Origin of the sequence: Myroides sp. NP-2 (assembly GCF_014145665.1) — a bacterium.
In the GTDB taxonomy this organism is placed as follows: Bacteria; Bacteroidota; Bacteroidia; order Flavobacteriales; family Flavobacteriaceae; genus Flavobacterium.
The window spans coordinates 316,383-341,228 of sequence record NZ_JACHTD010000002.1; the positions used below are offsets into that span (position 1 = coordinate 316,383).

The window sequence follows — 24,846 nt, forward strand, 5'->3', positions numbered from 1 at the left end:
TATGGGAAGAGTTTTTATAACAAGAGCCGCAAAATGTTTACCGAATATGCCAATTTCTAATGATGAAATGGAAGAAGTATTAGGTAAGATTGACCAACAAGCCTCTAAAGCACGTCGAATTGTGTTGAGAAACAACGGAATTCAGACCCGCTATTATGCAATGACCAAGCAAGGAAAAGTAACGCATACTAATGCACAGCTAACTTTTGAAGCTATTCAAGGTTTGTGTGATTCTCAATTTACCTTAGCTCAAATTGACGTACTCTCTTGTGGAACATCCACACCAGATAGTTTATTGCCATCACATGCTGCTATGGTGCACGGACTAATGCAAACAAAATCCCTGGAATTAAATTCCTCTTCTGGCGTGTGTTGTTCGGGAATGAATGCGCTAAAATTTGGATTTTTATCTATCAAAGCTGGTACGGCTGCTAATGCAGTTTGCACGGGATCTGAACGGGTATCGACCTGGATGAAATCAGAGAAGTTTGAAGGTGAAGTAGCTAATTTAAAAGCGCTGGAACAAACCCCTATTATCGCTTTTAAAAAGGATTTTCTGCGTTGGATGCTATCGGATGGATGTGGTGCTTTTTTATTAGAAAGCCAACCAAGAGGCGAAAGATCAGTCGAAATTTTATGGATGGATTACTACTCGTATGCCTTTGAACTAGAGGCGTGTATGTATGCTGGCGGAGATAAATTAGCCGATGGTAGTATTAAACCGTGGAGCGACTATGATGCAGCGGAATGGTTGACGCAATCGGTATTCTCTTTGAAACAAGATGTGAAAATATTAAATGAACATATTTTAGAAAAAGGGGTTGAAAGCATGAAAGCTGCCTTGGAGAAAAATAAAATCACAGTAGAGGAAATCGATTATTTCTTACCTCACGTCTCCTCCCATTACTTTGTGGAGGGATTGTATACCAAATTTGCCGATGCAGGAATGGAAATTCCCAAAGACAAATGGTTTATGAATCTCAAACACGTCGGTAATGTAGGGTCTGCTTCAATCTATTTGATGTTTGAAGAGTTGATGAATTCCGGTCAATTAAAATCAGGCGATCGCATTCTATTATCTGTTCCAGAAAGCGGACGATTTTCATATGCATATGCTTATTTAAAAGTAATTTAGTCATGGAGAAAAGAGAATTAATTGCAAGAGAATTGGTTGGAACATTAATTCCACAACGTCCACCCCTAGTTATGGTGGATGCGCTTTATCAATTTGGAGCTGATTTTATTGAAGCAGGCTTGTCAATCGTTGGCCATAATATTTGCGTATCCAATGATCGATTACAAGAATCGGGAATTATTGAACATATGGCACAGGCTGTAGCTTTGCATACTGGTTATGCTTATTATTTGAAAGATATAGCTGCGCCAACTGGTTATATTGGATCCATAAAAAAAATTGACATTGCTCAACTGCCGAAAGTTGGCGATCAACTGATTACTAGAGCACAAATTCTACATGAATTTATGGGCGTAACTCTAGTAGAGTTGACCACAATGTGTAAGGATATCACAATAGCAACAGGACAGATGAAAACAGTCCTTGCAAAATCTTAATATCTTATGGTGAATACGAAAGTAATTGAAATACAAAATTATTTACCGCACCGCGATCCAATGCTGATGGTGGATATTATTACAACTATTACGGCGGATAGTGTTGCTACGCGATTTGATATAAAAGAAGACAATATTTTTGTAACAGATAAGTTACTTTGTGAAGTTGGGCTGATGGAAAATGCTGCCCAAACGTGTTCCGCTATTGTTGGACAAACCTTTTTTTTTGACGAAAATCATCAAGAACGTCAAAATGTACAAGTATTGGGATTTATTAGTACCATGAAAAAGGTGGAAATACTTGATTTACCTCGGGTAGATGAAGTGCTCTTAACAGAGGGAAAGTTAATTTCTCGACTCGATGGAGATGATTTTTCGATCTGTTTAATTGAGGTTACCACGCATACAGAAGACAAACTTGTATTAAAAGCTGAAGTTAACCTATTCTTACAAAAACAATAAGCAATGAAAGAATCTGAAGTGCCACAAGATAAAAGCAGTTTACAGGAAAACGACATTCGTGAACTGTGCTATGCAGTTAATGAAAAAGGCGAGTATGTTACTGCGCTTAGTTCAGGTTGGGAAACTAAAACCATTGTTCAAGAAGCGACTTTAGAGGGCATTAACACCCGAGTGCAAGAAGCAAAAGAACAAGTAGCGCGTGGACTAGTTAGTCCAATCGTCTATTTTATGGAAGTGAACCGCATGGATTTACCTACATTAAGTGCTTATGTATCCCTTTGGAGATGGCGTGTAAAACGACATTTTAAACCAGAAATATTTAAAAAATTAAGTACATCTGTACTACAAAAATATGCAAATGCCTTTGACATTTCCGTAGAAGAGTTGAAGTCATTTAGCGGCAAATAAAATGAAGATAGATTTTGTACACAAACAGGCTGCGCATTGCGAAAATGGGGTAGCATCAAATTTATTGAGCAATCAAGGGATCCAAATTAGCGAACCGATGGCTTTTGGACTTGGTTCTGGTTTGTTTTTTGTTTACTTGCCTTTTGTCAAAGTAAATCACGCTCCAGCAATTAGCTATAGGCCTATGCCTGGGTTAATTTTTAACCGTTTAGCCAAGCGCTTAGGATTAAAAGTAAAACGCATCAAGTTTACCGATAAACAGAAAGCACAACAGGAATTAGAAGTTAAAATTGCACAGGGAATTCCGTGTGGACTTCAAGTGGGGGTGTATCATCTACCCTATTTTCCAGCAGAGTATCGCTTTCATTTTAATGCCCACAATTTGGTTGTTTATGGCAAAACCGGAAGTAATTTTTTGGTTAGTGATCCCGTGATGGCTACACCGACAGAATTAACTCCTAGTGAATTGGAAAAAGTGCGATTTGCCCAAGGAGCATTTGCGCCTAAAGGGCAGATCTATTATCCTGTTTCCATCCCTCAACAGATTGATTGGGAAAAGGCGATTGTCAAAGCGATAAAAAAAACGTGCAATGATATGCTAGCTCCTGTTCCTATAGTAGGCGTGCGTGGGATGCGGATGGTGGCCAAAGCCATTGTCAAGTGGCCAAAGAAACACGGTGTGCCCAAAGCCAATCACTTTTTGGCACAAATGGTGCGCATGCAGGAAGAAATTGGAACAGGAGGCGGTGGATTTCGCTTTATTTACGCCGCTTTTTTACAAGAGGCATCCAAAAAGTTAAATAAACCCTTTTTAAACGAGTTTGCAATTGAAATGACAGCAATCGGTGATGCGTGGAGAGATTTTGCCGTAAATGCAGCTCGAGTGTATAAAAAACGCAAAAATGGAGAGGATGTATACCTCAGCTTGTCCGAAGAACTGAATGCTTTGGCTGATCGGGAAGAACAATTCTTTAAAAAGCTTAAAAAAGCCCTCTAATGAAAACGGCCATTATCGACATACAAAAGCTATACAAACAATATGAAGGAGCAAACTTCTTTTCTATTGAAGATGTCTCTTTGCAAATTAACAAAGGAGATTTTATTGGCGTATTAGGACCAAATGGCGCTGGTAAAACAACGTTGTTATCCATGCTTTACGGATTGGTTAAACCAACATCAGGCCTTTTGAGCATTGAGGGGAAAACCTACCAACACAATGAAAGAGCAATTAAGCGTATCATCGGGGTTGTCCCTCAAGAATACGCCCTCTACCCTACACTTTCGGCTTATGAAAACCTCGAATTCTTAGGTAGTATGTACGGATTAAAGGGAAGAGAACTCAAACAAAAAATACAATACTACCTCAACTATTTAGGCCTAGAGGCGTTTACACATAAAAAATTGGATACCTTTTCTGGCGGAATGAAACGACGCGTAAATCTCATCGCAGGTATTTTACACGACCCTAGCATTCTCTTCCTTGATGAACCAACGGTAGGAGTTGATTTACAATCTAGACTGTTGATTGTCTCTTTTCTCAAAGAACTCAACGCCAAAGGAACAACGATTATTTACACCTCACATCACTTGCATGAAGTACAGCAATTGTGTACCTCTATCGCGATTATTAATCAAGGAAAAATATTTGCTCTGGGCAGTAGTGAAGATCTGATCAACCAAACGAAAACAACAAACTTAGAAGAGGCTTTTTTGCAACTAACGGGTATAAATTTGAAGGACAATGTATAAATTACTGATGACCATCCGCAAAGAGGTAAAACTGCTGTCAAGGGATTTAGGCGGTTTGGCTATTTTATTTATTATGCCAGTGTTTCTCGTTATCGTGGTTACTCTGATTCAGAATAATACCTATGAAAATATAACCAATCATCGCGTAAAATTATTGGTGATTGATCAAGATCAGGATCAAGTTTCTCAGGCAATTTTTGAGGAGGTAAAAGCCTTGGGAAGTTTTGAATTGCTTACTTCTTTAGGTGGAGAACCTTTAACAGAAGAACGCGCTGCACATGCTGTTCTCAAAGGAGACTATCAATTGGCTATTGTAATTCCCAAACAGTTGACCCAAGAGATTCAGCATTATATTGACACCAATGTAGAAGAAGTACTTCAGTTAAACGAAGCTGGTAGTCATTCAGAAGAAAAACTGAACTTTACACCAAAAGAAGTAGTGTTATATTTCGATCCAGCCCTGCAAATTGCTTACAAAGAGGGAATCAAGGCAGCTATTGATCGCATTGTCACTCAAACGGAGAATAAATTTATTTATAGCGCTTTTGCTGCACAGCTGGATTTGGAACCTAATAGTACACTCCTAAATCAACAAGCGCTTTTTACTTTTAAAGAAATATCGCCCCTTGATTTACACAATGAAGTAAAACCAAACGCTGTACAACACAACGTCCCAGCTTGGTCATTGTTTGCTATTTTCTTTATTATTGTGCCTTTTGCCATGAATTTAGTCAAAGAAAAAAATCAGGGTACTAAAGTGAGACTCTATACAGTTCCCACGCATATGGGAATTATTTGGGCGGGAAAAATCATAACGTATCTCGTGATTTGCTTGTTGCAGTTTTACCTGATTTTAGGTGTGGGGAAATTCGTTTTTCCTTCCTTAGGATTGCTACCGTTTACCATTGGAAATCAGTTGTTTAATTTGAGTGTCTTGACCTTGTGTATTGGTTTATCTGCAATATCTTTGGGTGTTGTTTTTGGAACAGTGGCACAAACACAAGAACAATCCTCTCCTTTTGGAGCAACTTTTGTCGTAATACTCGCAGCGGTAAGTGGGGTTTGGGTACCAACCTTTGCCATGCCAGTTTTCATGCAATATGTTGCTCAATTGTCACCAATGAATTGGGGATTGGAAGGGTATTATGCCCTTTTGCTTCGACAAGGCAGTTTATGGGAAATTAGAACTGAGATTATTTTGCTACTTTTGTTTGCATTAGTAATGATCTCAATAGCGTTGTTTTATGATAAGAAAAAAAGATCTTTATAGAGAAGTTTCCGAACTCACTGTTGAAGTTGAAACCCGAGTTCGATTCAACGAAACAGATGCGCTAGGAATCGTCTGGCATGGCAACTATTTAGTGTATTTTGAAGATGCTAGAGAGGCCTTTGGACGAACCTATGGTATCTCTTACTTAGACATGCTAGAAGCAGGATATGTTACGCCTATTGTAGCCTCCGCTTGCGCTCATAAGTTAACCTTGAAATACGGAGATGTTATTCGTATTCGAGCAACCTATATCGCAAGTCCCGCTGCTAAAATTATATTTAGATATAAAATAGTAAATGAACAAGATCAAGTGGTTTGTACTGGAGAAACAACACAAGTTTTCCTCGATAAAGCCAATAATCTTTCGTTAGCTATACCCCCTTTCTATGAAGAGTGGAAAGCAAAATTAGGATTGACAAAAGAATGAGAAAGGTTTACATCAACAAAGCAGAGTGTTTCAGTTCAATTGGATTTGGTCAACAGTACAATTGGAAAGCCATACAAGCACAAAAGTCAGGCATAAAAAAAATAGATCAACTTGGATTTATTTCAGCTTGTTATGGTGGCCAAATCGACGATGCATGGATCGATGAACAACTTCAGCATAGTATTGAAGGGAATTCGAGCTTTACACGTTTTGAGCGCCTGCTTATAAGCACACTTCATCCCCTTGTTGATCAAGGAAAAATTACGGCAAAAACAGCCTTGGTTGTTTCTACAACGAAGGGAAATATAGCAGCTTTAGCAACCGGTAATTTAGAAGAGGCCGATATGAATCGATCTGTGCAACGCATTGCTGATTTTTTTGGTTTCACCACACCTGCTGTTGTGGTATGCAATGCCTGTGTTTCGGGTATTTTAGCTGTTTCTGTTGCCAAGCGATTGATTCAAATGGAACAGTTTGATGAGGCTTATGTCGTAGCTGGAGACGAATTAACTGCTTTTGTTGTTTCGGGTTTCAACAGTTTTCAAGCGATGAGCAAGGAACCTTGTACTCCTTTTGATCTCAATCGAAAAGGAGTCAGTTTAGGGGAAGCTGCTGCAGCGGTTTACCTCAGCACTAAATCCGTTGAGGGAACCTCCTTTGAGGTGGTAGGCGAAGCGTCTATCGCAGATGCTAATCATATTTCAGGTCCATCACGTACAGGTGAAGGTCTATTTTTAAGTATACAAGAAGCTTTACAAGAAGCTCAACTCACAACAGCACAAATCGACTGTATTTGTGCACATGGTACAGCTACGGCCTACAATGACGAAATGGAAGCAATCGCCTTCGATCGATTGGGATTGGCTCAAACGCCCATCCACAGTCAAAAAGGTTATTTCGGACATACTCTTGGAGCTGCAGGACTACTAGAACTCGTGATGCTTATGCAAAGCATGAGACATAATGAATTAATTGTATCCAAAGGATTTACGAAACTAGGTGTGTCAAGAGAGCTTAATATTACAACAGCAACGGAGGTCAAATCCCTGCAGATTGGGTTGAAAACCGCTTCGGGCTTTGGAGGATCAAACACAGCATTAATACTAAGTAAAAAGTAAGTACAAGATGAGGAAACAAACTTTTTATATTGCGGATTATTGCACAATCAAGGCGGGGGAAGTACGTGTAAATGACAGTAGTGTTTTCACGGCTAATGCGGAAGAAACAAAGGATTTAGCTTTGTTTTTAAAGCGCATCTACAAAGAAAAACAATTGGAGTATCCCAAGTTTTTTAAAATGGATATGCTGAGTAAATTGGCTTTTATTGGTGCAGAATTGCTACTAACACCTACAACTTCAGCTCAACCCATACGCGATACTGCTCTTTTTTTGAGCAATTCAACCTCGAGTTTAGATACGGATCTGAAACATAGCGCATCTATAGCAGAGGCGGATGCCTGCTACCCAAGTCCAGCTGTATTTGTGTATACCTTAGCGAACATTTGCTTAGCAGAAATAAGCATCAGACACCGTTTACAAGGGGAAAATGCCTTTTTTGTTTCACCAGCATATGACGCAGCACTGATGCTCAACTACACGAACTATGCGTTGATGTCGAATCGCGCATCAAAAGTAATATGCGGTTGGGTAGATTATTTAGAAGGAGAATATCAATTGGTCTTGTATTCCGTTGAAAATCGGGGTCAAGTACCACATACAATAGAAAGTATTAAGCATTTATTTTAATTGAAATGGAAAATTTAAAAACAGAATTAAAAACAAAAATTATTGACGTTTTAAATCTTGAGGATATCGAAATCAACGATATTCAAGATACAGATCCCTTATTTGGCGATGGATTAGGACTAGATTCGATTGATGCATTAGAATTGATCGTATTGATGGACAAAGATTACGGAATCAAATTAAGTGATCCAAAAGAAGGACGAGCTATTTTTCAGTCGATTGAAACAATGGCAACCTATATTTCAGCTAATAGAACCAAATAAATATGCAAGATCGTATAGTTGTTACCGGAATGGGGATTATTTCTGCCATTGGTCAAACCGTTGAAGAAAATTACCATGCGTTATGCACGCATCAAGTTGGTGTGGGCACATTAACGCTTTTCGATTCTATTCACAAAGACAAGATCAAGGTTGGAGAAGTGAAGTGTTCGACTGCCGCACTGATCAAACAACTAAACCTACCGCAAGACAACAACTATACGAGAACAGCTTTATTAGGGGCTTATGCTGCAAAACAAGCGGTAGAGCATGCCAATATACAAGATATTAATGCTGTTCGCACAGGATTAATATCTTCTACCTCAGTAGGTGGAATGGATTTTATCGAACAGTATTATCATTCTTTTCTAACCGATCCTAGCGTTCGAAAATACGTTTGCAGTCAAGAAGCAGGAGACTCAACGGAGAAAATAGCGGATTACATAGGTTTACAAGGCTATGTATCAACGATTAGTACGGCATGTTCCTCTGCAGCTAACGCCCTGATGATGGGGTGTCGTATGATTAAAGCTGGAAAACTAGACCGCGTAATTGTTGGAGGAACCGATGCTTTAGCTAAGTTTACGATTAATGGTTTTAATAGTTTGATGATTTTATCAGATACAGATAATACGCCATTTGATCAAAATAGAAAAGGATTAAACTTAGGAGAAGCCGCAGCTTTTCTCGTTTTGGAACGAGAAGATATAGCGCTTGCGCGCAATCAAGCAATTTTAGGTATTGTTGCAGGCTATGGCAACGCTAATGATGCATATCATCAAACTGCTTCCTCAGAGGACGGTGAAGGGGCGTTTTTAGCCATGCAAAAAGCGCTGAAGATGGCAAAGCTCGACAAGCAAGACATTGATTACATCAATGCCCACGGAACAGCTACTCCCAATAACGATTTGTCTGAAGGACGAGCTATTCAGCGTATTTTTGGTTCATCCGCTCCTGTATTTAGTTCTACTAAACCTTTCACAGGCCACACCTTGGCCGCTGCTGGTGCAATAGAAGCCGTATACAGTATTTTAGCGTTACAACACAATGTAGTTTTTGCAAATTTGAACCATACAACTCCAATGGAAGAATTAACGCTTGTACCACAAAAAGAAACTTTACATACACCCATCCAGGCGGTTATGTCTAACTCTTTTGGATTTGGAGGCAATTGTTCAACGATTATTTTTACTAAAGCGTAAAAGATGAAAAAGGTCTATATCAACGGGGTATCTTCTATATCCATTCAGGAACAAGCGCGTAATTTTACTGTAGAATCACTTAAAACGATCCATCAGGGAGTGAATGAAGCCCATCAACCCTCGTACAAAGAATTAATACCTCCTGCTATGGTGAGAAGAATGGCTAAAGGAGTAAAAATGGGTATTTACACCGCTCATTTAGCCTTAGAAGAAGCGCATTTACAAATGCCACAAGCCATTATTACAGGCACAGGGTTGGGGTGTTTAGTTGATTCAGAAAAATTCTTAGAGCTGCTATTAGACAATAACGAAAGTTACCTTACGCCTACTTCTTTTATTCAATCTACACACAATACTGTTGGTGGACAAATTGCCCTGCATTTCGGGTGTAAAGGCTACAATTTTACCTATGTACATCAACATAGTTCTTTTGAATCCGCCTTACTTGATGGCCTATTGCAGATCAAAGCAGAAGAAATAGAAAATGCCTTAATTGGCGGTATTGATGAGGTGGGTAAAACGACAATCAACAATCAACAACTAGCCCAATTAGTCAATACAGAGGATATTGTATATGAAAAGGGAATTAACACAGGTGAAGGGGCAACATGCGTTGTACTCGATCAACACCACACGGCAACAAGTTATGCCGAGTTAGTTGATATTCATATCAGTAATACCACCAATCCGAGGAGTATAGCGTCCTTTTTAAAAGAAAATAACTTGACCGAAGAGGCCATTGATCTGGTGTATGTAGGCAGTTGTGACCTACCCGTGGATCAAGATTATTTTAAAGTGATATATCACAGCTTTAAGCAAGCGGAAATGCTCACCTATAAAGAATATGTCGGTCACCATCATACAGCTTCGTCTTTTGGGCTATTACTAGCTGCGGAACGTATGAAAAGAGATGCAAATGTACAGTATATCCTCCTTTACAATCAATTTCAAGGAAAAGATCATAGTTTTATTTTGTTAAAGCAATGTGGAGAAAAATAAGCAACGGAATAAGTGCACTTTATACCATAATCGTGCTTTATTTTGTCCTATATACAGGACTATCCCTTGCATGGCTCATTCCGGGAGTTTTGTTTTTTATTGGCGTCTATAGCTGGGGTGTTTTTGATATTCGGTTAGGGTTTTTTATCCCCGCTATTGTTAAAAGCCCGAATCCCAAACCCAAAACTATTGCCCTTACTTTTGATGATGGACCTACCCCCTATACCCTTCAAGTATTGGATTTGTTAGGACGTTATCAGGCTAAAGCCACTTTTTTTTGTATTGGCAAACAAATAGAGCAATATCCAGACATTGCCAAAAGAATCCTTGCCGAAGGACATACCCTGGGCAATCACAGCTATTCGCATCCCAAATCAATGGGTTTTCTCTCCACGGCAGAAGTCAAAACGGAAATAGAAAAATGCACGGCTGTAATGCAGCAAATTCTTCAGTTTCAAACCCCTTTTTATCGTCCGCCTTTTGGCATTACCAATCCACATATTGCCAAAGCGATTCGCCAAACCCAGCACCGTGTGATCGGATGGAATAATCGATCCTTGGATACTGTGATTGAAGATGAAAATACCATCTTTAACCGCGTATACAAGCGAATAGACGAACAATCTCTTGTGCTCCTTCACGATACAAGCAAGCGATCTGTAAAGGCGTTAGAAATACTTTTAAAACAACTACAACAAGAGAAGTATAAAATGGTTAATTTAGTAGAGTTCTTAAATGAAGAAAAACAATGAAAAAAATAATCTTTACCGCTTTAGTATTCGGTTCAACACTCGTTGGGTTCTGCCAAGAAAAAGCCATGTCAACGGATGAAAAGAATACCTTTAAAAAAGAAGTTGTCAGTACTACTAAAGATATACAAACCCTTTCAACCGATTTTACACAGTATAAAAACATGAGTTTTATGTCTAAAGAAATCGAATCAAAAGGACATATGCAGTTGAGTATTCCCAATAAATTACTTTGGAAATACACTAGCCCTTTCGCTTATAGTATTTCGTTTTCGGACAATAAAATCACCATTAATGATCAGGGAAAAAAGAATAAAATTGACATAGGAAACAATAAAAAATTTGCCAAAATCAATGCGCTTATTGTTGGAAGTATCAGTGGCAATATGTTTGATGAAAAGGAGTTTGCCATTACTTATTTTAAAAATAATAACCGACGTATTGCAAAATTAGTTCCGCTGAATAAGGAAATTGCACAATACATCAGTGAAATTGTCTTGTATTTTGATCAAGGACAAAATACCGTTTCAGAAGTTAAACTGATTGAACCTTCGGCAGATTATACACGTATTGTATTTAGCAACAAAAAAGTAAACATTAAATTAGATGAAAAGGCATATACTAATTAGCATATGTTCCGTATTGTTGTTTTCGTGCAAGAGCTATCACGGTCCTGTTTCAAGTAAAGAAAACTATGTACAAGGTACTTTTACCGTAGTCAATCCATATTTTGCTACGATTGGTGAAGAACATATTTTTCGCGCTCATATTCAAATTTCCAAAAGAGAAGTCAGCGGACTATTAGTGGTAAAGCGCATGGACGAACTAGTACACCGCGTAGTTTTAACCTCTGATTTTGGCAATACGCTCTTTGATTTTTCCATCTATAAAGACCAACCTTATGCAATTAACTACGTTATGCCTGATTTGAATAAAAAGATTATTCTCAACTTTTTAGCTAAAGATTTTAGTTATTTAGTGGAAGATAATTATACCCTACAAGCCAAAGCCACACAACCTGATACAACGGTGTACAAGGGAGTATACAAAAAACAAAAAACCTTTGTTGTAGTCAATCAACAAGAGGAAGTAACGGAAGTCATTGCGGCAAGTGCAAGCAAACCAAAAATTATTTTTACCTATGCAAAAGGAGGAGAAACGCTAGAGATAACACATCAAAATTTTCCTTTAGTCATTCGATTAAATCCTTTAGAGCCTAGTTTAACAGAAGACTAATGTTGTAATTCGCTTCGCCTGTATAGAAACAAGACATATTCAGCGTAGACGTGTCCCACTTGGGTTAACCTATTCTTATAATCATCCATCAAAATAACCAATACCTTATAAATTATGATTAAAAAATTACTATTCATTACCTGCATTACCTTGGGAATTGCCAATGGTACATATGCACAAAAGAAATTTACACCCGGAGTTCGCGGAGGGTTGAGTTTATCTACCATTACGAATGCAGAAGCGGATTACAAAGCTGATTTCTATGTTGGGCTACAATTTCCAATTAAATTAGTTAGTTTTTACACCTTACAACCTGAATTAAACTATACCCGCCAAGGTGCTAAAAATGCCAATTTGCAATACGTCAAAAGAGGCAATGGGTACAATGAACCTTATCAATCCGTATCCGAAGATATTAATCTATCCTATATTGATATCAACGTGATCAACAAATTTAGCTTTAAAGATTTCAACGTACACGTTGGACCGGGTTTTGCGATTATGACTGAAGGAAAAAGTAAAACAGAGTTTTATGGCGATTTGACTTTGAACTTAGGTGTAGGGTATCAAGTAACAGATCACTTGGGTATCGAAGCAAGATGGAGACAAGGAGTTGTGCGCGTTGTGGATAAAGACTATTGGTTCTACACTGATTATTGGTATAATGATGATAGTTTTAACTCTAGTTTTCAAATCGGCCTGACCTATACTTTCTAAGTGTACAAATTTTTAAAAGCTCTCTTTCTATACAAAAAGAGGGCTTTTTTGTTTCTAAATTATAATGTTAAAGCCATTGGCATCATTACAGACGGTTTTTCCATAACTATATGTAATTTTTAATTAGTTTTGTGAAATTAAAAACGCAATCGGATATTTTATGTTGATAAAGGATTTTTATCGTGTAGTTTCAATTCAAAGTGTGGAAACGGATTTTCAAGCAACCATAGAGCTAAATAAGGATCATGTTGTTTTTGATGGACATTTTCCCGACAATCCTGTGATGCCCGGTGTTTGTATGATACAAATCATCAAAGAATTAGTTGAAACAACAACAAACAAGACACTTTTGATGCAACAAGTATCTAATGTGAAATTTATGACGTTGATCAATCCACAAGTGGATCAAACCCTTCTGGTAAATTTTGCAATAGAGGAGAAAGAAGAGTTGATAAAGGTCAAAAGTAGTATTAGTTTTCAAGATAGCATTGCGTTGAAAATGAGTAGTGTATATACCCAAAAATAGGAAAAAGATGAAGGCAGCGTTGGTTTGTATATTCAGTTTTATTAGCTTTTTTCAAGTGTCGACAACAGATTTGAGCAAAAGCTTTCAACAAGCGAGCTTGTCTGCTGAGCAAGCACAGGCTTTTTATGAAAAAGTTTTGACAATCAAAACGACGGACGAATCTGCCTCCTTATACAAAGGGGCGGCCTTGGTTACCTTGGCTAAATTCGAAAAGAAAATTAAAGTAAAAAAAGAGCTCGTTAAGGAAGGTGCTTTACTCATTGAAGCAGCAATCGAAAGAGAACCTACCAATGTAGAATTTAGACTCGTTCGCTTAATTATCCAAGAAAACACCCCTAAAATTGTCGGCTATTACAAAAATATTGACAGCGATAAAAAGTTGATTATTAAACAGTACGACCAACAATCGACAGCAGTAAAAAAATGGATTAAAACCTATGCTGAACAATCAAAAGCTTTCACTGCAGAAGAACGGAATAAATTGCTTTAATAGGCGTGATAATGACAACAGCAAACTTTGATACTTATAGTTCGAAACTAAAGGAATGGGGTATTTGTATACTGATTCCTACCTACAATAACCAGAACACCTTAAAACGTGTTTTGGATGGCGTATTGGAATTTTCAAAGGATGTTATTGTTGTAAATGACGGTTCTACAGATCAAACGCCGATTATCTTGCAAGCATACAAGGATCTAATCACTATCGTTGACCTTCCTGTAAACCGAGGGAAAGGAAATGCGCTGAGAAAAGGGTTTGAAGTAGCTAAAAAAGCGGGATTCTCCTACGTCATTTCCATTGATTCTGATGGGCAACACTACCCCTCAGATATTCCTGTATTTATCGATGCCTTAGAACAAGCAAAAAATAAAGAATTGCTGTTGATTGGTTCTAGAAATATGAATCAAGAGGGCATTCCTAAAAAAAGTAGTTTTGGCAATGCGTTTTCCAACTTTTGGTTTTGGTTTGAAACAGGAATATCCCTTTCAGATACACAATCAGGTTATCGTTTGTATCCACTAAACAAGCTTTCAAAAAGATTTTATACGCGAAAGTTCGAATTTGAAATAGAAGTTATCGTCCGAGCCGCTTGGAATGAGGTTGAGGTGAAAAATGTTCCCATACAAGTATTATACGATAACCAGGAACGCGTTTCCCATTTTCGCCCTTTTAGAGATTTTACCCGTATCAGTATACTAAATACTGTATTGGTCTGTATCTTATTGCTATATATCATCCCAAGAAACTTTCTGCGCAGTTTTAAAAAAAAAAGTTTTAAAGCGTTTATAGCACAAGATATTCTTGGTAGTCAAGATACGGCCTCTGTTAAGGCATTGTCTATCGGATTGGGAACCTTCATTGGGCTTTCCCCACTCTGGGGCTTGCATTCTTTTCTCGCTATCTTTTTAGCGATTACTTTCCGATTAAACAAAGTATTGGCCTTTGCTTTTTCAAACGTCAGTATACCACCTATGATTCCACTCATCGTCTATACATCCCTTCAATTAGGCTACTATATGGTTCCCAATGGAAGTCAGCATATTTTAATCAGTGAATTTAGCTTTGTAGCTATTTCTGAGCATGTATGGCAATATATTTTAGGTAGCTTTGCACTGGCTGTTATGGCTAGCTTTTGTTTGGGATCAATTAGTTTCTTTTTACTGTCAATCATTCAAAAACAGAAAAATTAAAAATGGCAAAGTGGTTTTATAAAATATACCAATGGGGAGAGAAAAATAAAATACTATTTTTCGGCTGTATTGTGTTGTTTATTGGCTTTATGTCTTTTGGGGCTTGGAATATTAAGTTTGAAGAAGATATTACCCGCATTTTGCCTAAAAGTGAAAAATCCAATGCAACAGCCAAAGTATTAGAACAGTTGCGCTTTTCGGATAAGATTACCCTGATCATCGAAAAACAAAAGGAGGGAACAACGGATGATATGGTCGAATTCGCCTCTAATTTGCTCGACACTTTAGCGACTAAAGAAGGTTATATTAAGCATATTCAAGGTAAAATAGAAGACGAAAACATAAATGAAACCATCGCGTTTGTTTATCAAAATCTGCCCTTGTTCTTGGATGAAGCAGATTACGACCTACTCGACCAAAAAATACAGCTTGATAGTATAGCTCAAACAGTGGAGGCAAATTATAAAACCTTAGTATCTCCAACGAGCTTAGTGGCCAAACAATTCATTCAAAAAGATCCCTTTGGCATCGGCTTTATCGCGCTAAAGAAATTGCAAAAACTCAATATTGGCGACGGTTTTCAATTGATAGATGGCTTTTTATTCAACCGAGAAGAAGATAAATTGTTGTTGTTTATCGATCCTGTTTACAGTGGAAGTGATACCGCACATAATACCGATTTTATCCGCTTTCTAAACGGGGTAAAAGAGGAGTTTAACCACAAGCAAGAACACGTATCCTTAGATTATTTTGGCGCCTCTTTTGTAGCTGTTGCCAATGCAACCCAAATCAAAAGCGATATTCAGCAAACAGTAGCTGTTTCGGTCACCATTCTGATGATTTTGCTCATCGCTTTTTACCGAAGAATTACCATTCCCATTATTCTCTTTATTCCCACGTTTATCAGTGCGTTAATGGCTTTGTTTTTTCTTTATTTTATGACTGATTCCATCTCAGCAATCTCATTGAGCATTGGTGCGATATTAATTGGAATAACTATTGATTATGCCCTGCATATCATGACACATTATAAACATTGTAATGATATCAAACAGCTCTATCAAGAAATTACAAACCCAATTATCATGAGTGCTTCCACAACAGCTATTGCGTTTTTATGCCTGGTCTTTGTGCACTCAGAAGCATTGAGAGATTTGGGTATTTTTGCCTCTATAACCGTATTAGGAGCAGGAATACTATCCCTTTTACTAGTACCTCATCTCTATACTCCTTCAGCGAAGGATAAACTCAATCAGTCGAATACGCTGCTAGATAAAATCTCACACTTTCCTTTTGATCAAAGTAAAGTACTTTTAGGCGTGTGTGGTTTAGTTGTTATGATCAGTCTTTTTACGTTCAAAAATGTCAAGTTTAATAGCGATTTATCCTCGTTAAATTACTTTCCTGAAGAACTAAAAAAAGCAGAGCAAAAATTAGAATCTACAGTTGATAGTGGGTCGAAATCACTTTATTTAACTTGTTTTGGAGAGGATATTGAACAAGTAGTAGAACAAAATGTAGCCCTAGCCAAGCAATTAGAACTTGCGAAAGAGAGTGGAACTATTCTACACTTTAGTTCTTTGGGTGATTTTGTATTGTCCACTCAACAGCAACGCAATAAAATTGCCCAATGGGAGAATTTCTGGGCAAAAAAGAATGTCAACGCTTTTATCACAAAACTCAAATATGAAGGGGCAAAATACGGGTTTAACCAAACAGCTTATCAGCCCTTTTTTACCTTGTTGAATACGGCCTTTGAACCTATTAGTATAAAAGAATATTCAGCCTTAAATCCAGAGATTATTGACGAGTTCTTAATCGAAAAAAAGGGACACTATACGCTGAGTACAGTGGTCAAATTACCCGAAGAAAACAGGCAGGCTTTTCTAAAGCAGTTTCCTTCTTCCAATCATTTTATCGTGATTGACAGAAAAGAAATGAACGAAACCTTTTTAGGTAATATTGTCCATGATTTTAACGACTTAGTCAACTATTCTTTTTTAGCTGTATTTGCTATTTTATGGCTGTTCTTTAGGAGAATTGAAATGGTCCTTGTCTCAATGGTTCCCATTGTGGTTACTGGGTTAATCACAGCAGGTTTAATGGGGTTATTTCACATTGAGTTCAATATATTTAGTACGATTGTATGTACCATTATTTTTGGACAAGGCGTAGATTTTACCATTTTTATGACCAATGCCCTACAAAGAGAATACACCACAGGAAAAGATAGTATGGCAACGTATAGGGCGTCTATTATTTTAGCAGTACTGACTACTTTATTAGCTGTGGGTACGTTGATATTTGCCAAACATCCCGCATTGAAATCCATCTCGTTGGTTTCTATCATTGGAATGAGTGTGGCGGCAATTACTGCATTTGTGATTTATCCACGACTGTTCAAAATTTGTTTCATACGTAGGCAACAAAAAGGAAATTCACCCATTACGTTGCGGTTGTTGTTGCACAGTATGCTGTCTTTCTTGTACTTTGGTGTTTTTGGCTTTTTGTATTCGCTTCTATCTAAGTTATTTCTTACTATTGCCCCTGGAAAACAGCAAACTAAATTGCGTTTGTTTAGCAAGGGAATGCGTTGGTATATGACTTCTGTGCTCTATTTGAATGCATTTGTGCGCAAGAAAGTGCGCAATCCACACGGAGAAACTTTTGAAAAACCTGCCATTATCATTGCCAATCACACCTCTTTTTTGGATTCTCTTGTCATGGGAATGGTGTACCCCAATATTGTGTATCTAGTCAATGATTGGGTATATAAATCGCCAATCTTTGGCAAAGCCATACAATCGGCTGGTTTTTATCGCGTTTCCGAAGGGGTTGACAACAGTATTGAACACCTTCAGCAAAGAGTAGAAATGGGATTTTCCTTAATGATCTTTCCCGAGGGCACTCGTTCGTATTCCAACCAAGTACAACGCTTTCACAAAGGCGCTTTTTACTTGGCAGAAACCCTGCAATTAGATGTGGTTCCCGTTTATATTCACGGCAATTCTGAAACCATTCCAAAAGGAGATTACATCATCTATGACGGTCATATCATAGCGACAATAGGCAAGCGAATTGCTCATCAAGATGCGTCTTTCGGCAAAACCTATGCGCAGCGTACAAAAGCAATTAGCAAGCATTTTAAAACCGAATTCGCCCATATTAGATCCGAGTTAGAAAGCGTAGATTATTTTAAGAAAAAGCTGTTCTGGGCTTATTTATACAAATTTCCAACTGTGGTTAAGGCGGTTAAGGCGGACTATACACAGTACCGTACTTTTTATTATGAACTGAATAAACAGGTGAATGATGATGCTGTGATTCATCATATGGCTGATGATTATGGACAATTGAATATGCTGTTGACCTTGCAACAAAGCAAGCGAAAAATTTACTGCTATATCCCAGATCAAGAACAACGTGCCATTGCCAATACGCTATATATCGTAAAGAAAAGGAAAATTAACTACCTCGATACATTGGAAGTACAGGAAAATTGCGATACGCTTTTAGTGAGTAGTGCAAATACCTGCCTTACTCCTGCCTTCTACTCCCATTATCGAACGATCGTCCTGCTCAAAAAATCAGGAGTTCAGTTGAAGGAATTCGAGGGATTTGAAAAAATTAGCGAAGACGACTATACTGTTGTCTGGAATATTAGACAGGATGGAGAATAAATATGATGTAGTCATTATTGGAAGTGGAATCGGAGGACTAGCTTCTGCTGTTATTCTTGCTAAAGAAGGCAAGAAAGTATGCGTTTTGGAAAAAAATAACCAATACGGAGGCAATTTGCAGACTTTCTCTAGACAGAAATCTATTTTTGATACCGGTGTACACTATATTGGAGGTTTGGAAGAAGGACAAAACCTATACAAGTATTTTTCGTACTTGGGCATTATGGATAAGCTGCAGTTGAAGCGAATGGATCTCAATGGCTATGATATGATTTCTTTTGGAGATGAGGGAATTCGCTATCCGCATGGTCAAGGATACGAAAACTTTGTACAGCAATTATTGGTCTATTTCCCTGAAGAAGAAAAGGCTTTGCGTCAATACATTGACAAAATTAAAGACATTTGCGACAGCTTTCCCATGTATAATTTAGCCTTGGGAAAAGGGTATAATGACCAAATTGTCTCCTACCGATTGTGCGATTTCTTAGATGAAATCACAACTAATCAACGCTTAAAAGCCGTCTTAATAGGCTCTAATTTTCTCTATGTGGCCAACAAAGAAAAAACGCCTCTCTATGTTCATGCCCTAACGGTAAATTCTTATATTCAAAGTGCTTGGCGTTGCATCAATGGAGGCAGTCAAATCAGTAAATCACTCCTAGCTGAAATAAAAAAATACGGCGGTGAAGTCTATAAAAATACAGAAGTAACGAGCTTAAATTTTGATGGGGATAGAATTACGAGCTGTCAAACCAAAACGGGTAAACGCTTTGTAGGCGAACAATTCATTTCCAATATCAATTTAAAACAAACGATTCGAATGGTGGGACCCAACCATTTTTCCAAACCATTTGTAAAACGAATCATGAGTTTGGAAGAGGTAACCTCTGTTTTTTCCCTGTATATTGTCTTTAAAAAGGACTGTTTTCCCTATCAAAACAACAATATTTATCACTATAATAGCCCAGCAGATATATGGGATACAAACGGAAAGTGTAATTCGAGTTGGCCCAACCTACTGGTAACCTCCATGAACGTCAATAAAGCCGAACAAACTTATGCAGAAAGCATGACGGCAATGACCTATATGGACTTTTCAGAAGTAGAGCCTTGGGAACATACCCACAACGTATCTACTATCAAATCCCTAGAACAGCGAAACGAAGCCTATGAGCAATTCAAAGCTGAAAAAGCGGAGTTACTCCTCCAAAGGCTTGAAGAAGTGTATCCCGGGATTCGTGAGTCCATTCAAGGAATGTATACTTCTACGCCATTGACGTATCGCGACTTTATCGGTTCGGAAAAAGGAAATATGTACGGTTTCATCAAAGATGCCAATAGCCCGATGAAAACGTTTATCTCCCCACGTTCCAAAATCGGCAATTTGTTTTTTAGTGGACAAAACGTACGTATGCACGGAATTATGGGAGTGACTATTGGAGCTTTTGTAACCTGTATGGAAATGATTGACAAAGAAGGTTTAATGCAAAAACTAAATCAATACTGTAATGACACAACACAAGCATAAGATACTACCATTACTGCTACTCGCTTTCTTGCTAGCCAGTTGTGGTATTAAGAAAGGACTCCGAGAGCTGCCGTCTCTTGAACAATACGATACGCTTGTCCCTCAATTGTCTTATAACACGGATACCCTAAAAATTACGGATCAGGCTTACCTCTATCAAAACAAACAAAAACTATGGGAGCTTTATGTCACTGGAGATCCCTACCAAATTGGATTGAAAACCGGGGCCTTAACCCAGCAATTATATCAAAAACAAGAAACCGTCTTTTTTGCTAAAGTAGAAGAGTTTGTTCCATCGAGATTTAAACAAAATATGTTGGTCAAAATGCTGAAATTTTATAACCGACACCTCTACCGTTATATTCCAGCAGAGTTTAAAACTGAAATTTATGGACTGTCCCAGTATGCAACAGATCAATTTGCGTATTTAGGTGATGCCTATCATCGAAATTTGTACTTACACGGGGCACACGATATCGGACATGCCTTTCAGGATTTAGCATTAGTAGGTTGCTCTTCTCTAGCCGTGTGGGGAGAACATACGGAGGATGGAGGCTTGCTCATCGGACGCAATTTCGATTTCTACGCAGGAGATGAATTTGCAGAAAATAAAATAATAGCTTTTGTCAAACCCGACCAAGGTCATGCATTTATGTCGGTCACTTGGGGGGGCATGACTGGTGTAGTATCAGGGATGAACCTAGCAGGATTAACGGTAACACTTAATGCAGGTAAATCTGCAGTTCCCCTCAAGGCTAAAACCCCTATTTCCATTGTTGCCCGTGAAATCTTGCAATATGCCTCAACTATTGACGAAGCAATCGCCATGGCCCAGCAAAAAGAAGTTTTTGTCTCAGAGTCTATTTTAGTAGGAAGCGCCCACGATAAAAAGGCTGTTATTATTGAAATAGGGCCTAAAAATTTTGGGGTATATGACATGCCTAATGTGTCTGCAGTTATTTGTTCCAATCACTTCCAAAGCGATGCTTTTGCCAAGGATAAGCGAAACCTCAAACAAATAGAAGAAAGCCATTCCCAATACCGCTGGGATAAAATAAAGGAAATCGTGGAAGAGGAACACCAATTATCACCGCTAAAAATGGCGCAACTATTGCGCAATACACAAGGATTAAACAACAAAGAAATAGGTTATGGCAATGAAAAAGCGCTAAACCAACTCCTCGCCCATCACGGCATTATCTTTCAACCAGAGAAACGCTTGGTGTGGGTATCTTCAAATCCCTATCAATTAGGTGCTTTTGTAGCCTATGATCTCAATGCCATTTTTTCCAATACCTTTGAAGAAGCCAAATCCTATGCTATCGATAGCTTAACGCTCCCTGAAGACCCTTTTATTCATACAAAAGCTTTTGCAGATTATGAAGCATTTCGAATACAAAACCGCTGGATAGAACATCAAATTAAAAATAAAGAGAAAATCGATACCGCAAGACTTCAGGCGTATCAACAATTGAACCCGGAGTATTGGCTGGTGTATTACCGTACAGGTCTGTATTATTACAACCAAAAACAATATCAATTGGCAAAGGAAGCTTTTGAATTGGCATTGACCAAAGAAGTGACCACCTTAAATGCCGAACGAGAAATAATGAAATACCTCAAAAAAATAAATAGAAAATGGAACTAAATTCGTCAGTAATGGACCGATCAGTTGAGGAAATAAAACATTTTCAAGAACAAAAACTCAGGGAAGTGTTGCACTATGTCACCCAACATTCCCCCTATTACAAGCAACTGTATCAAGCACAACAAGTCGATATTTCAGCTATTCAAACCCTAGAAGACCTGCCCTTGTTGCCCTTGGTTACTAAAGATGATTTGCAGCGAAACAACGATGATTTCTTTTGTGTCGACAAAGGACAAATTATCGACTATGCGACCACATCAGGTACATTAGGAGATCCAGTAACCTTCGGATTGACGGATAGTGATTTGGACCGTCTAGCTTTTAACGAAGCGACGTCATTTACTATTGCTGGTATTCAAAAAGGAGATATCGTACAGCTAATGACCACTATAGATCGTCGATTTATGGCGGGATTAGCCTACTTTTTAGGGTTGCGTAAGTTAGGTGCTGGAGTTATTCGCGTTGGCGCTGGAATTCCCCAATTACAATGGGATTCGATCTTAAAATACAAACCCAAATACCTCATTGGCGTACCTTCTTTCTTGCTAAAACTGATCGATTATGCCGAAAAAGCCGGAATTGATTACAAAAATAGTAGTGTTCAAGGGGTGATTTGCATTGGAGAGGCTTTGCGAACTGCGGATTTACAACCGAGTATTTTAGCCAACCGAATTTTGGATAAATGGCCTTTAGCCTTATTCTCAACCTATGCCTCAACAGAAATGGGGGCCGCTTTTACAGAATGTGAGTACCATCAAGGGGGACATGTAATTCCCGAATTGATCCTTACTGAAGTTGTCGATCAAGAGAATAAACCTGTTTCCCCAGGTGAGCTAGGGGAACTCGTTATTACAACGCTAGGTGTTCAAGGTATACCTTTGGTGCGCTTTAAAACAGGTGACATGGTGAGAAAACATGAAGATCCTTGTCCATGTGGTCGAAATACCTACCGAATAGGTCCCGTTGAAGGACGCAAAAAACACATGATAAAATACAAGGGAACTACTTTTTATCCCCCAGCAATTCACGATATTCTAAATGCATTTACTTCCATTCAAATGCATTTGGTAGAGGTTCAAACTAACGATATCGGAACCGATGAAATTGTCATTCGTTTAGTGAGCGACGATACTTCTCAAGAGTATATGAAGCAAATTAAAGATGCCTTTCGCGCTAAATTAAGAGTAACACCCCAGATCGTATTTGAAGAGATCGCCATTTTACAGCCTATTGTATTTAATGCTCTAAGCAGAAAACCTATTGCATTTATTGATAAACGAGTGCAGTAAAACCGAAAATAGTAGAATTTTACTTTATAAATGATTTTAAAGGTATTACAACTTTATAAAAACGATAGTTGTACTATCTTTGTAAAAATATAATGAATCAAAATGGCTAATCAAGTTCGCGTGCGTTTTGCACCTAGTCCTACAGGACCTTTACACATTGGTGGTGTTAGAACTGCATTATTTAATTATTTATTTGCTAAACAAAATAAGGGTGTCTTTTATGTGAGAATTGAAGACACAGATCAAAATAGATTTGTTCCAGGAGCAGAAGCCTACATTCTTGAAGCATTGGAATGGTTGGGAATTGCTCCAGACGAAACCATTGGAAAAAACGAAAAGTTTGGACCTTATAGACAAAGTGAACGCAAAGCTTTATACAAACAATATGCCGATCAATTAATTGAAACAGGATGGGCCTATTATGCATTTGATACAGCAGAAGAATTAGATGAATTGCGCAAAAAAGCGGAAGAAGCGGGGCAAACATTTATTTATAATCACAGCAATAGAGAAGTTTTGAAAACCTCGCTAAAGTTGTCAAAAGAAGAAGTAGATCAGTTGATTGCTGCTGATGTACCTTATGTTATTCGCTTCAAAACACCAGTTGGTGAAACCCTATTTTTGAATGATATTATTCGAGGTGATATTAAATTCGAAACGAATTTATTAGATGATAAAGTGTTGTTTAAAAGCGACGGAATGCCTACTTATCACCTAGCTAATATCGTAGATGATCATTTAATGGAAACATCTCACGTTATTCGAGGTGAAGAATGGTTACCTTCTATGCCCTTACATGAATTGTTATATAAAGCATTTGGATGGGAAGCTCCTAAATTTGCACATTTACCGTTAATTTTAAAACCAGTGGGGAACGGAAAATTGTCTAAAAGAGATGGAGATAAATTGGGATTCCCTGTGTTTCCACTCGATTGGCAAGATCCTGTTTCAGGCGAAAAATCATCGGGTTATCGCGAAAAAGGATTCTATCCAGAAACGGTACTAAACTTTTTAGCCCTTTTGGGGTGGAATGACGGAACCGATCAAGAAATCTTTTCACTAGAAGAATTGGTGGCTAAATTCGACTTAAGTCGCGTGCACAAAGCAGGTGCTAAGTTTGATCCAGAAAAGAACAAATGGTTCAACCAGCACTATTTAAAATTGCAAAAAGACGCAGATTTAGCCCAAGCGTTTCAGGTGATTTTGAATGAAAAGGGAATTGATGCAACAGACGCTTATGTAGAACAAGTTGTTGGACTAATCAAAGAACGTGCAACTTTTGTTTCTGACTTTTTTGAATTGAGTGATTTCTTTTTCCAAGCACCAACGGCTTACGATCCAAAAGCACTGAAAAACTGGAAAGAGGATACGGCAACCATTATGCAACAAGTAGCTGATGTTATTCAGGGAATAGATACGTTTGATGCAACGACAATTGAAACGGTGGTAAAAGCGTGGATCAACGATCAAGGCATTGGAATGGGAAAAGTGATGCAACCGCTGCGCGTTTGTGTCGTAGGAGCTCTTAAAGGTCCAGACTTATTTCAAATCATCGAACTAATTGGCAAAGAAGAAACACTAAAGAGAATCAAGCAAGCAATTGCAACCATATAAGTATAAAAGAGAGCCCTAAAAGCTCTCTTTTATTTTGTTCCAACACTTTAGAATTTGTGAATAATAAGGCGT

At 38.1% G+C, this 24,846-nt stretch carries 25 protein-coding genes; all 25 read left to right on the forward strand.

Annotated elements, in window-relative coordinates:
- Position 1 precedes the first annotated feature (1 nt).
- The 25 genes from H4K35_RS03710 (at position 2) to gltX (ending at position 24,774) form a co-directional block, all read left to right on the forward strand.
- Positions 2 to 1,135, forward strand: coding sequence for a beta-ketoacyl-ACP synthase III (locus H4K35_RS03710; RefSeq protein ID WP_182626037.1), 1,134 nt, complete (start codon positions 2 to 4; stop codon positions 1,133 to 1,135).
- A gap of 2 nt (positions 1,136 to 1,137) precedes the next feature.
- A complete protein-coding gene (locus tag H4K35_RS03715) occupies positions 1,138 to 1,572 on the forward strand; it encodes a hypothetical protein (protein ID WP_182626038.1) in 435 nt (144 codons plus the stop codon).
- Between the two features lie 6 nt (positions 1,573 to 1,578).
- Positions 1,579 to 2,034, forward strand: a complete 456-nt coding sequence (locus tag H4K35_RS03720; RefSeq protein WP_182626039.1) for an ABC transporter permease — start codon at positions 1,579 to 1,581, stop codon at positions 2,032 to 2,034.
- 3 nt (positions 2,035 to 2,037) lie between these two features.
- On the forward strand, positions 2,038 to 2,442 hold the full coding sequence (locus H4K35_RS03725; RefSeq protein ID WP_182626040.1) for a hypothetical protein: 405 nt from the start codon (positions 2,038 to 2,040) through the stop codon (positions 2,440 to 2,442).
- 1 nt (position 2,443) lies between these two features.
- Positions 2,444 to 3,439 (forward strand): BtrH N-terminal domain-containing protein, encoded by a 996-nt coding sequence (locus H4K35_RS03730; protein WP_182626041.1) that lies wholly within the window; start codon positions 2,444 to 2,446, stop codon positions 3,437 to 3,439.
- Complete coding sequence (locus tag H4K35_RS03735) at positions 3,439 to 4,191, forward strand: ABC transporter ATP-binding protein (protein ID WP_182626042.1); 753 nt, start codon at positions 3,439 to 3,441, stop codon at positions 4,189 to 4,191. Before H4K35_RS03730 ends, H4K35_RS03735 begins: the two co-directional genes overlap by 1 nt.
- Positions 4,184 to 5,461 carry an ABC transporter permease gene (locus H4K35_RS03740; protein ID WP_182626043.1) on the forward strand — a complete coding sequence of 426 codons (1,278 nt, stop codon included), beginning with the start codon at positions 4,184 to 4,186 and terminating at the stop codon, positions 5,459 to 5,461. The genes H4K35_RS03735 and H4K35_RS03740 overlap by 8 nt, the downstream gene beginning before the upstream one ends.
- Positions 5,436 to 5,888: a thioesterase family protein gene (locus tag H4K35_RS03745; protein ID WP_182626044.1), complete on the forward strand. Its 453-nt coding sequence runs from the start codon at positions 5,436 to 5,438 to the stop codon at positions 5,886 to 5,888. Before H4K35_RS03740 ends, H4K35_RS03745 begins: the two co-directional genes overlap by 26 nt.
- A complete protein-coding gene (locus H4K35_RS03750) occupies positions 5,885 to 7,006 on the forward strand; it encodes a beta-ketoacyl synthase (RefSeq protein ID WP_182626045.1) in 1,122 nt (373 codons plus the stop codon). The genes H4K35_RS03745 and H4K35_RS03750 overlap by 4 nt, the downstream gene beginning before the upstream one ends.
- A gap of 7 nt (positions 7,007 to 7,013) precedes the next feature.
- The gene (locus tag H4K35_RS03755) at positions 7,014 to 7,634 is read left to right on the forward strand and encodes a 3-oxoacyl-ACP synthase (protein WP_182626046.1); all 621 of its coding nucleotides are present in this window, start codon (positions 7,014 to 7,016) and stop codon (positions 7,632 to 7,634) included.
- Positions 7,635 to 7,639: 5 nt separating this feature from the next.
- Positions 7,640 to 7,897: a phosphopantetheine-binding protein gene (locus H4K35_RS03760; protein WP_182626047.1), complete on the forward strand. Its 258-nt coding sequence runs from the start codon at positions 7,640 to 7,642 to the stop codon at positions 7,895 to 7,897.
- A gap of 2 nt (positions 7,898 to 7,899) precedes the next feature.
- The gene (locus H4K35_RS03765) at positions 7,900 to 9,096 is read left to right on the forward strand and encodes a beta-ketoacyl synthase (RefSeq protein WP_182626048.1); all 1,197 of its coding nucleotides are present in this window, start codon (positions 7,900 to 7,902) and stop codon (positions 9,094 to 9,096) included.
- Positions 9,097 to 9,099: 3 nt separating this feature from the next.
- Positions 9,100 to 10,095 (forward strand): beta-ketoacyl synthase N-terminal-like domain-containing protein, encoded by a 996-nt coding sequence (locus H4K35_RS03770; RefSeq protein ID WP_182626049.1) that lies wholly within the window; start codon positions 9,100 to 9,102, stop codon positions 10,093 to 10,095.
- Positions 10,080 to 10,847 carry a polysaccharide deacetylase family protein gene (locus H4K35_RS03775; RefSeq protein ID WP_182626050.1) on the forward strand — a complete coding sequence of 256 codons (768 nt, stop codon included), beginning with the start codon at positions 10,080 to 10,082 and terminating at the stop codon, positions 10,845 to 10,847. Before H4K35_RS03770 ends, H4K35_RS03775 begins: the two co-directional genes overlap by 16 nt.
- Positions 10,844 to 11,473: an outer membrane lipoprotein carrier protein LolA gene (locus H4K35_RS03780; protein WP_182626051.1), complete on the forward strand. Its 630-nt coding sequence runs from the start codon at positions 10,844 to 10,846 to the stop codon at positions 11,471 to 11,473. The genes H4K35_RS03775 and H4K35_RS03780 overlap by 4 nt, the downstream gene beginning before the upstream one ends.
- The gene (locus H4K35_RS03785) at positions 11,451 to 12,080 is read left to right on the forward strand and encodes a hypothetical protein (protein ID WP_182626052.1); all 630 of its coding nucleotides are present in this window, start codon (positions 11,451 to 11,453) and stop codon (positions 12,078 to 12,080) included. The genes H4K35_RS03780 and H4K35_RS03785 overlap by 23 nt, the downstream gene beginning before the upstream one ends.
- A 114-nt stretch (positions 12,081 to 12,194) precedes the next feature.
- Complete coding sequence (locus tag H4K35_RS03790; protein ID WP_182626053.1) at positions 12,195 to 12,797, forward strand: outer membrane beta-barrel protein; 603 nt, start codon at positions 12,195 to 12,197, stop codon at positions 12,795 to 12,797.
- 160 nt (positions 12,798 to 12,957) lie between these two features.
- Entirely contained in the window at positions 12,958 to 13,323 is a 366-nt protein-coding gene (locus H4K35_RS03795) for a 3-hydroxyacyl-ACP dehydratase (RefSeq protein WP_182626054.1), read from the forward strand.
- A gap of 7 nt (positions 13,324 to 13,330) precedes the next feature.
- Positions 13,331 to 13,813 (forward strand): hypothetical protein, encoded by a 483-nt coding sequence (locus H4K35_RS03800; protein ID WP_182626055.1) that lies wholly within the window; start codon positions 13,331 to 13,333, stop codon positions 13,811 to 13,813.
- 11 nt (positions 13,814 to 13,824) lie between these two features.
- Entirely contained in the window at positions 13,825 to 15,015 is a 1,191-nt protein-coding gene (locus H4K35_RS03805) for a DUF2062 domain-containing protein (protein WP_182626056.1), read from the forward strand.
- A 2-nt stretch (positions 15,016 to 15,017) separates the two neighbouring features.
- Positions 15,018 to 18,695 carry a 1-acyl-sn-glycerol-3-phosphate acyltransferase gene (locus H4K35_RS03810; RefSeq protein WP_182626057.1) on the forward strand — a complete coding sequence of 1,226 codons (3,678 nt, stop codon included), beginning with the start codon at positions 15,018 to 15,020 and terminating at the stop codon, positions 18,693 to 18,695.
- A complete protein-coding gene (locus tag H4K35_RS03815) occupies positions 18,685 to 20,223 on the forward strand; it encodes an NAD(P)/FAD-dependent oxidoreductase (protein ID WP_182626058.1) in 1,539 nt (512 codons plus the stop codon). Before H4K35_RS03810 ends, H4K35_RS03815 begins: the two co-directional genes overlap by 11 nt.
- The gene (locus H4K35_RS03820) at positions 20,204 to 21,871 is read left to right on the forward strand and encodes a C45 family peptidase (protein WP_182626059.1); all 1,668 of its coding nucleotides are present in this window, start codon (positions 20,204 to 20,206) and stop codon (positions 21,869 to 21,871) included. Before H4K35_RS03815 ends, H4K35_RS03820 begins: the two co-directional genes overlap by 20 nt.
- On the forward strand, positions 21,862 to 23,160 hold the full coding sequence (locus H4K35_RS03825; protein WP_182626060.1) for a phenylacetate--CoA ligase family protein: 1,299 nt from the start codon (positions 21,862 to 21,864) through the stop codon (positions 23,158 to 23,160). The genes H4K35_RS03820 and H4K35_RS03825 overlap by 10 nt, the downstream gene beginning before the upstream one ends.
- A 102-nt stretch (positions 23,161 to 23,262) precedes the next feature.
- Entirely contained in the window at positions 23,263 to 24,774 is a 1,512-nt protein-coding gene (gltX, locus tag H4K35_RS03830) for a glutamate--tRNA ligase (RefSeq protein ID WP_182626061.1), read from the forward strand.
- Positions 24,775 to 24,846: the final 72 nt, after the last annotated feature.

Coding starts and splice junctions, on each gene's coding strand:
- H4K35_RS03710 (WP_182626037.1), top strand. CDS start 2: ATGGGAAGAGTTTTTATAACAAGAGCCGCAAAATGTTTACCGAATATG.
- H4K35_RS03715 (WP_182626038.1), top strand. CDS start 1,138: ATGGAGAAAAGAGAATTAATTGCAAGAGAATTGGTTGGAACATTAATT.
- H4K35_RS03720 (WP_182626039.1), top strand. CDS start 1,579: ATGGTGAATACGAAAGTAATTGAAATACAAAATTATTTACCGCACCGC.
- H4K35_RS03725 (WP_182626040.1), top strand. CDS start 2,038: ATGAAAGAATCTGAAGTGCCACAAGATAAAAGCAGTTTACAGGAAAAC.
- H4K35_RS03730 (WP_182626041.1), top strand. CDS start 2,444: ATGAAGATAGATTTTGTACACAAACAGGCTGCGCATTGCGAAAATGGG.
- H4K35_RS03735 (WP_182626042.1), top strand. CDS start 3,439: ATGAAAACGGCCATTATCGACATACAAAAGCTATACAAACAATATGAA.
- H4K35_RS03740 (WP_182626043.1), top strand. CDS start 4,184: ATGTATAAATTACTGATGACCATCCGCAAAGAGGTAAAACTGCTGTCA.
- H4K35_RS03745 (WP_182626044.1), top strand. CDS start 5,436: ATGATAAGAAAAAAAGATCTTTATAGAGAAGTTTCCGAACTCACTGTT.
- H4K35_RS03750 (WP_182626045.1), top strand. CDS start 5,885: ATGAGAAAGGTTTACATCAACAAAGCAGAGTGTTTCAGTTCAATTGGA.
- H4K35_RS03755 (WP_182626046.1), top strand. CDS start 7,014: ATGAGGAAACAAACTTTTTATATTGCGGATTATTGCACAATCAAGGCG.
- H4K35_RS03760 (WP_182626047.1), top strand. CDS start 7,640: ATGGAAAATTTAAAAACAGAATTAAAAACAAAAATTATTGACGTTTTA.
- H4K35_RS03765 (WP_182626048.1), top strand. CDS start 7,900: ATGCAAGATCGTATAGTTGTTACCGGAATGGGGATTATTTCTGCCATT.
- H4K35_RS03770 (WP_182626049.1), top strand. CDS start 9,100: ATGAAAAAGGTCTATATCAACGGGGTATCTTCTATATCCATTCAGGAA.
- H4K35_RS03775 (WP_182626050.1), top strand. CDS start 10,080: ATGTGGAGAAAAATAAGCAACGGAATAAGTGCACTTTATACCATAATC.
- H4K35_RS03780 (WP_182626051.1), top strand. CDS start 10,844: ATGAAAAAAATAATCTTTACCGCTTTAGTATTCGGTTCAACACTCGTT.
- H4K35_RS03785 (WP_182626052.1), top strand. CDS start 11,451: ATGAAAAGGCATATACTAATTAGCATATGTTCCGTATTGTTGTTTTCG.
- H4K35_RS03790 (WP_182626053.1), top strand. CDS start 12,195: ATGATTAAAAAATTACTATTCATTACCTGCATTACCTTGGGAATTGCC.
- H4K35_RS03795 (WP_182626054.1), top strand. CDS start 12,958: ATGTTGATAAAGGATTTTTATCGTGTAGTTTCAATTCAAAGTGTGGAA.
- H4K35_RS03800 (WP_182626055.1), top strand. CDS start 13,331: ATGAAGGCAGCGTTGGTTTGTATATTCAGTTTTATTAGCTTTTTTCAA.
- H4K35_RS03805 (WP_182626056.1), top strand. CDS start 13,825: ATGACAACAGCAAACTTTGATACTTATAGTTCGAAACTAAAGGAATGG.
- H4K35_RS03810 (WP_182626057.1), top strand. CDS start 15,018: ATGGCAAAGTGGTTTTATAAAATATACCAATGGGGAGAGAAAAATAAA.
- H4K35_RS03815 (WP_182626058.1), top strand. CDS start 18,685: ATGGAGAATAAATATGATGTAGTCATTATTGGAAGTGGAATCGGAGGA.
- H4K35_RS03820 (WP_182626059.1), top strand. CDS start 20,204: ATGACACAACACAAGCATAAGATACTACCATTACTGCTACTCGCTTTC.
- H4K35_RS03825 (WP_182626060.1), top strand. CDS start 21,862: ATGGAACTAAATTCGTCAGTAATGGACCGATCAGTTGAGGAAATAAAA.
- gltX (WP_182626061.1), top strand. CDS start 23,263: ATGGCTAATCAAGTTCGCGTGCGTTTTGCACCTAGTCCTACAGGACCT.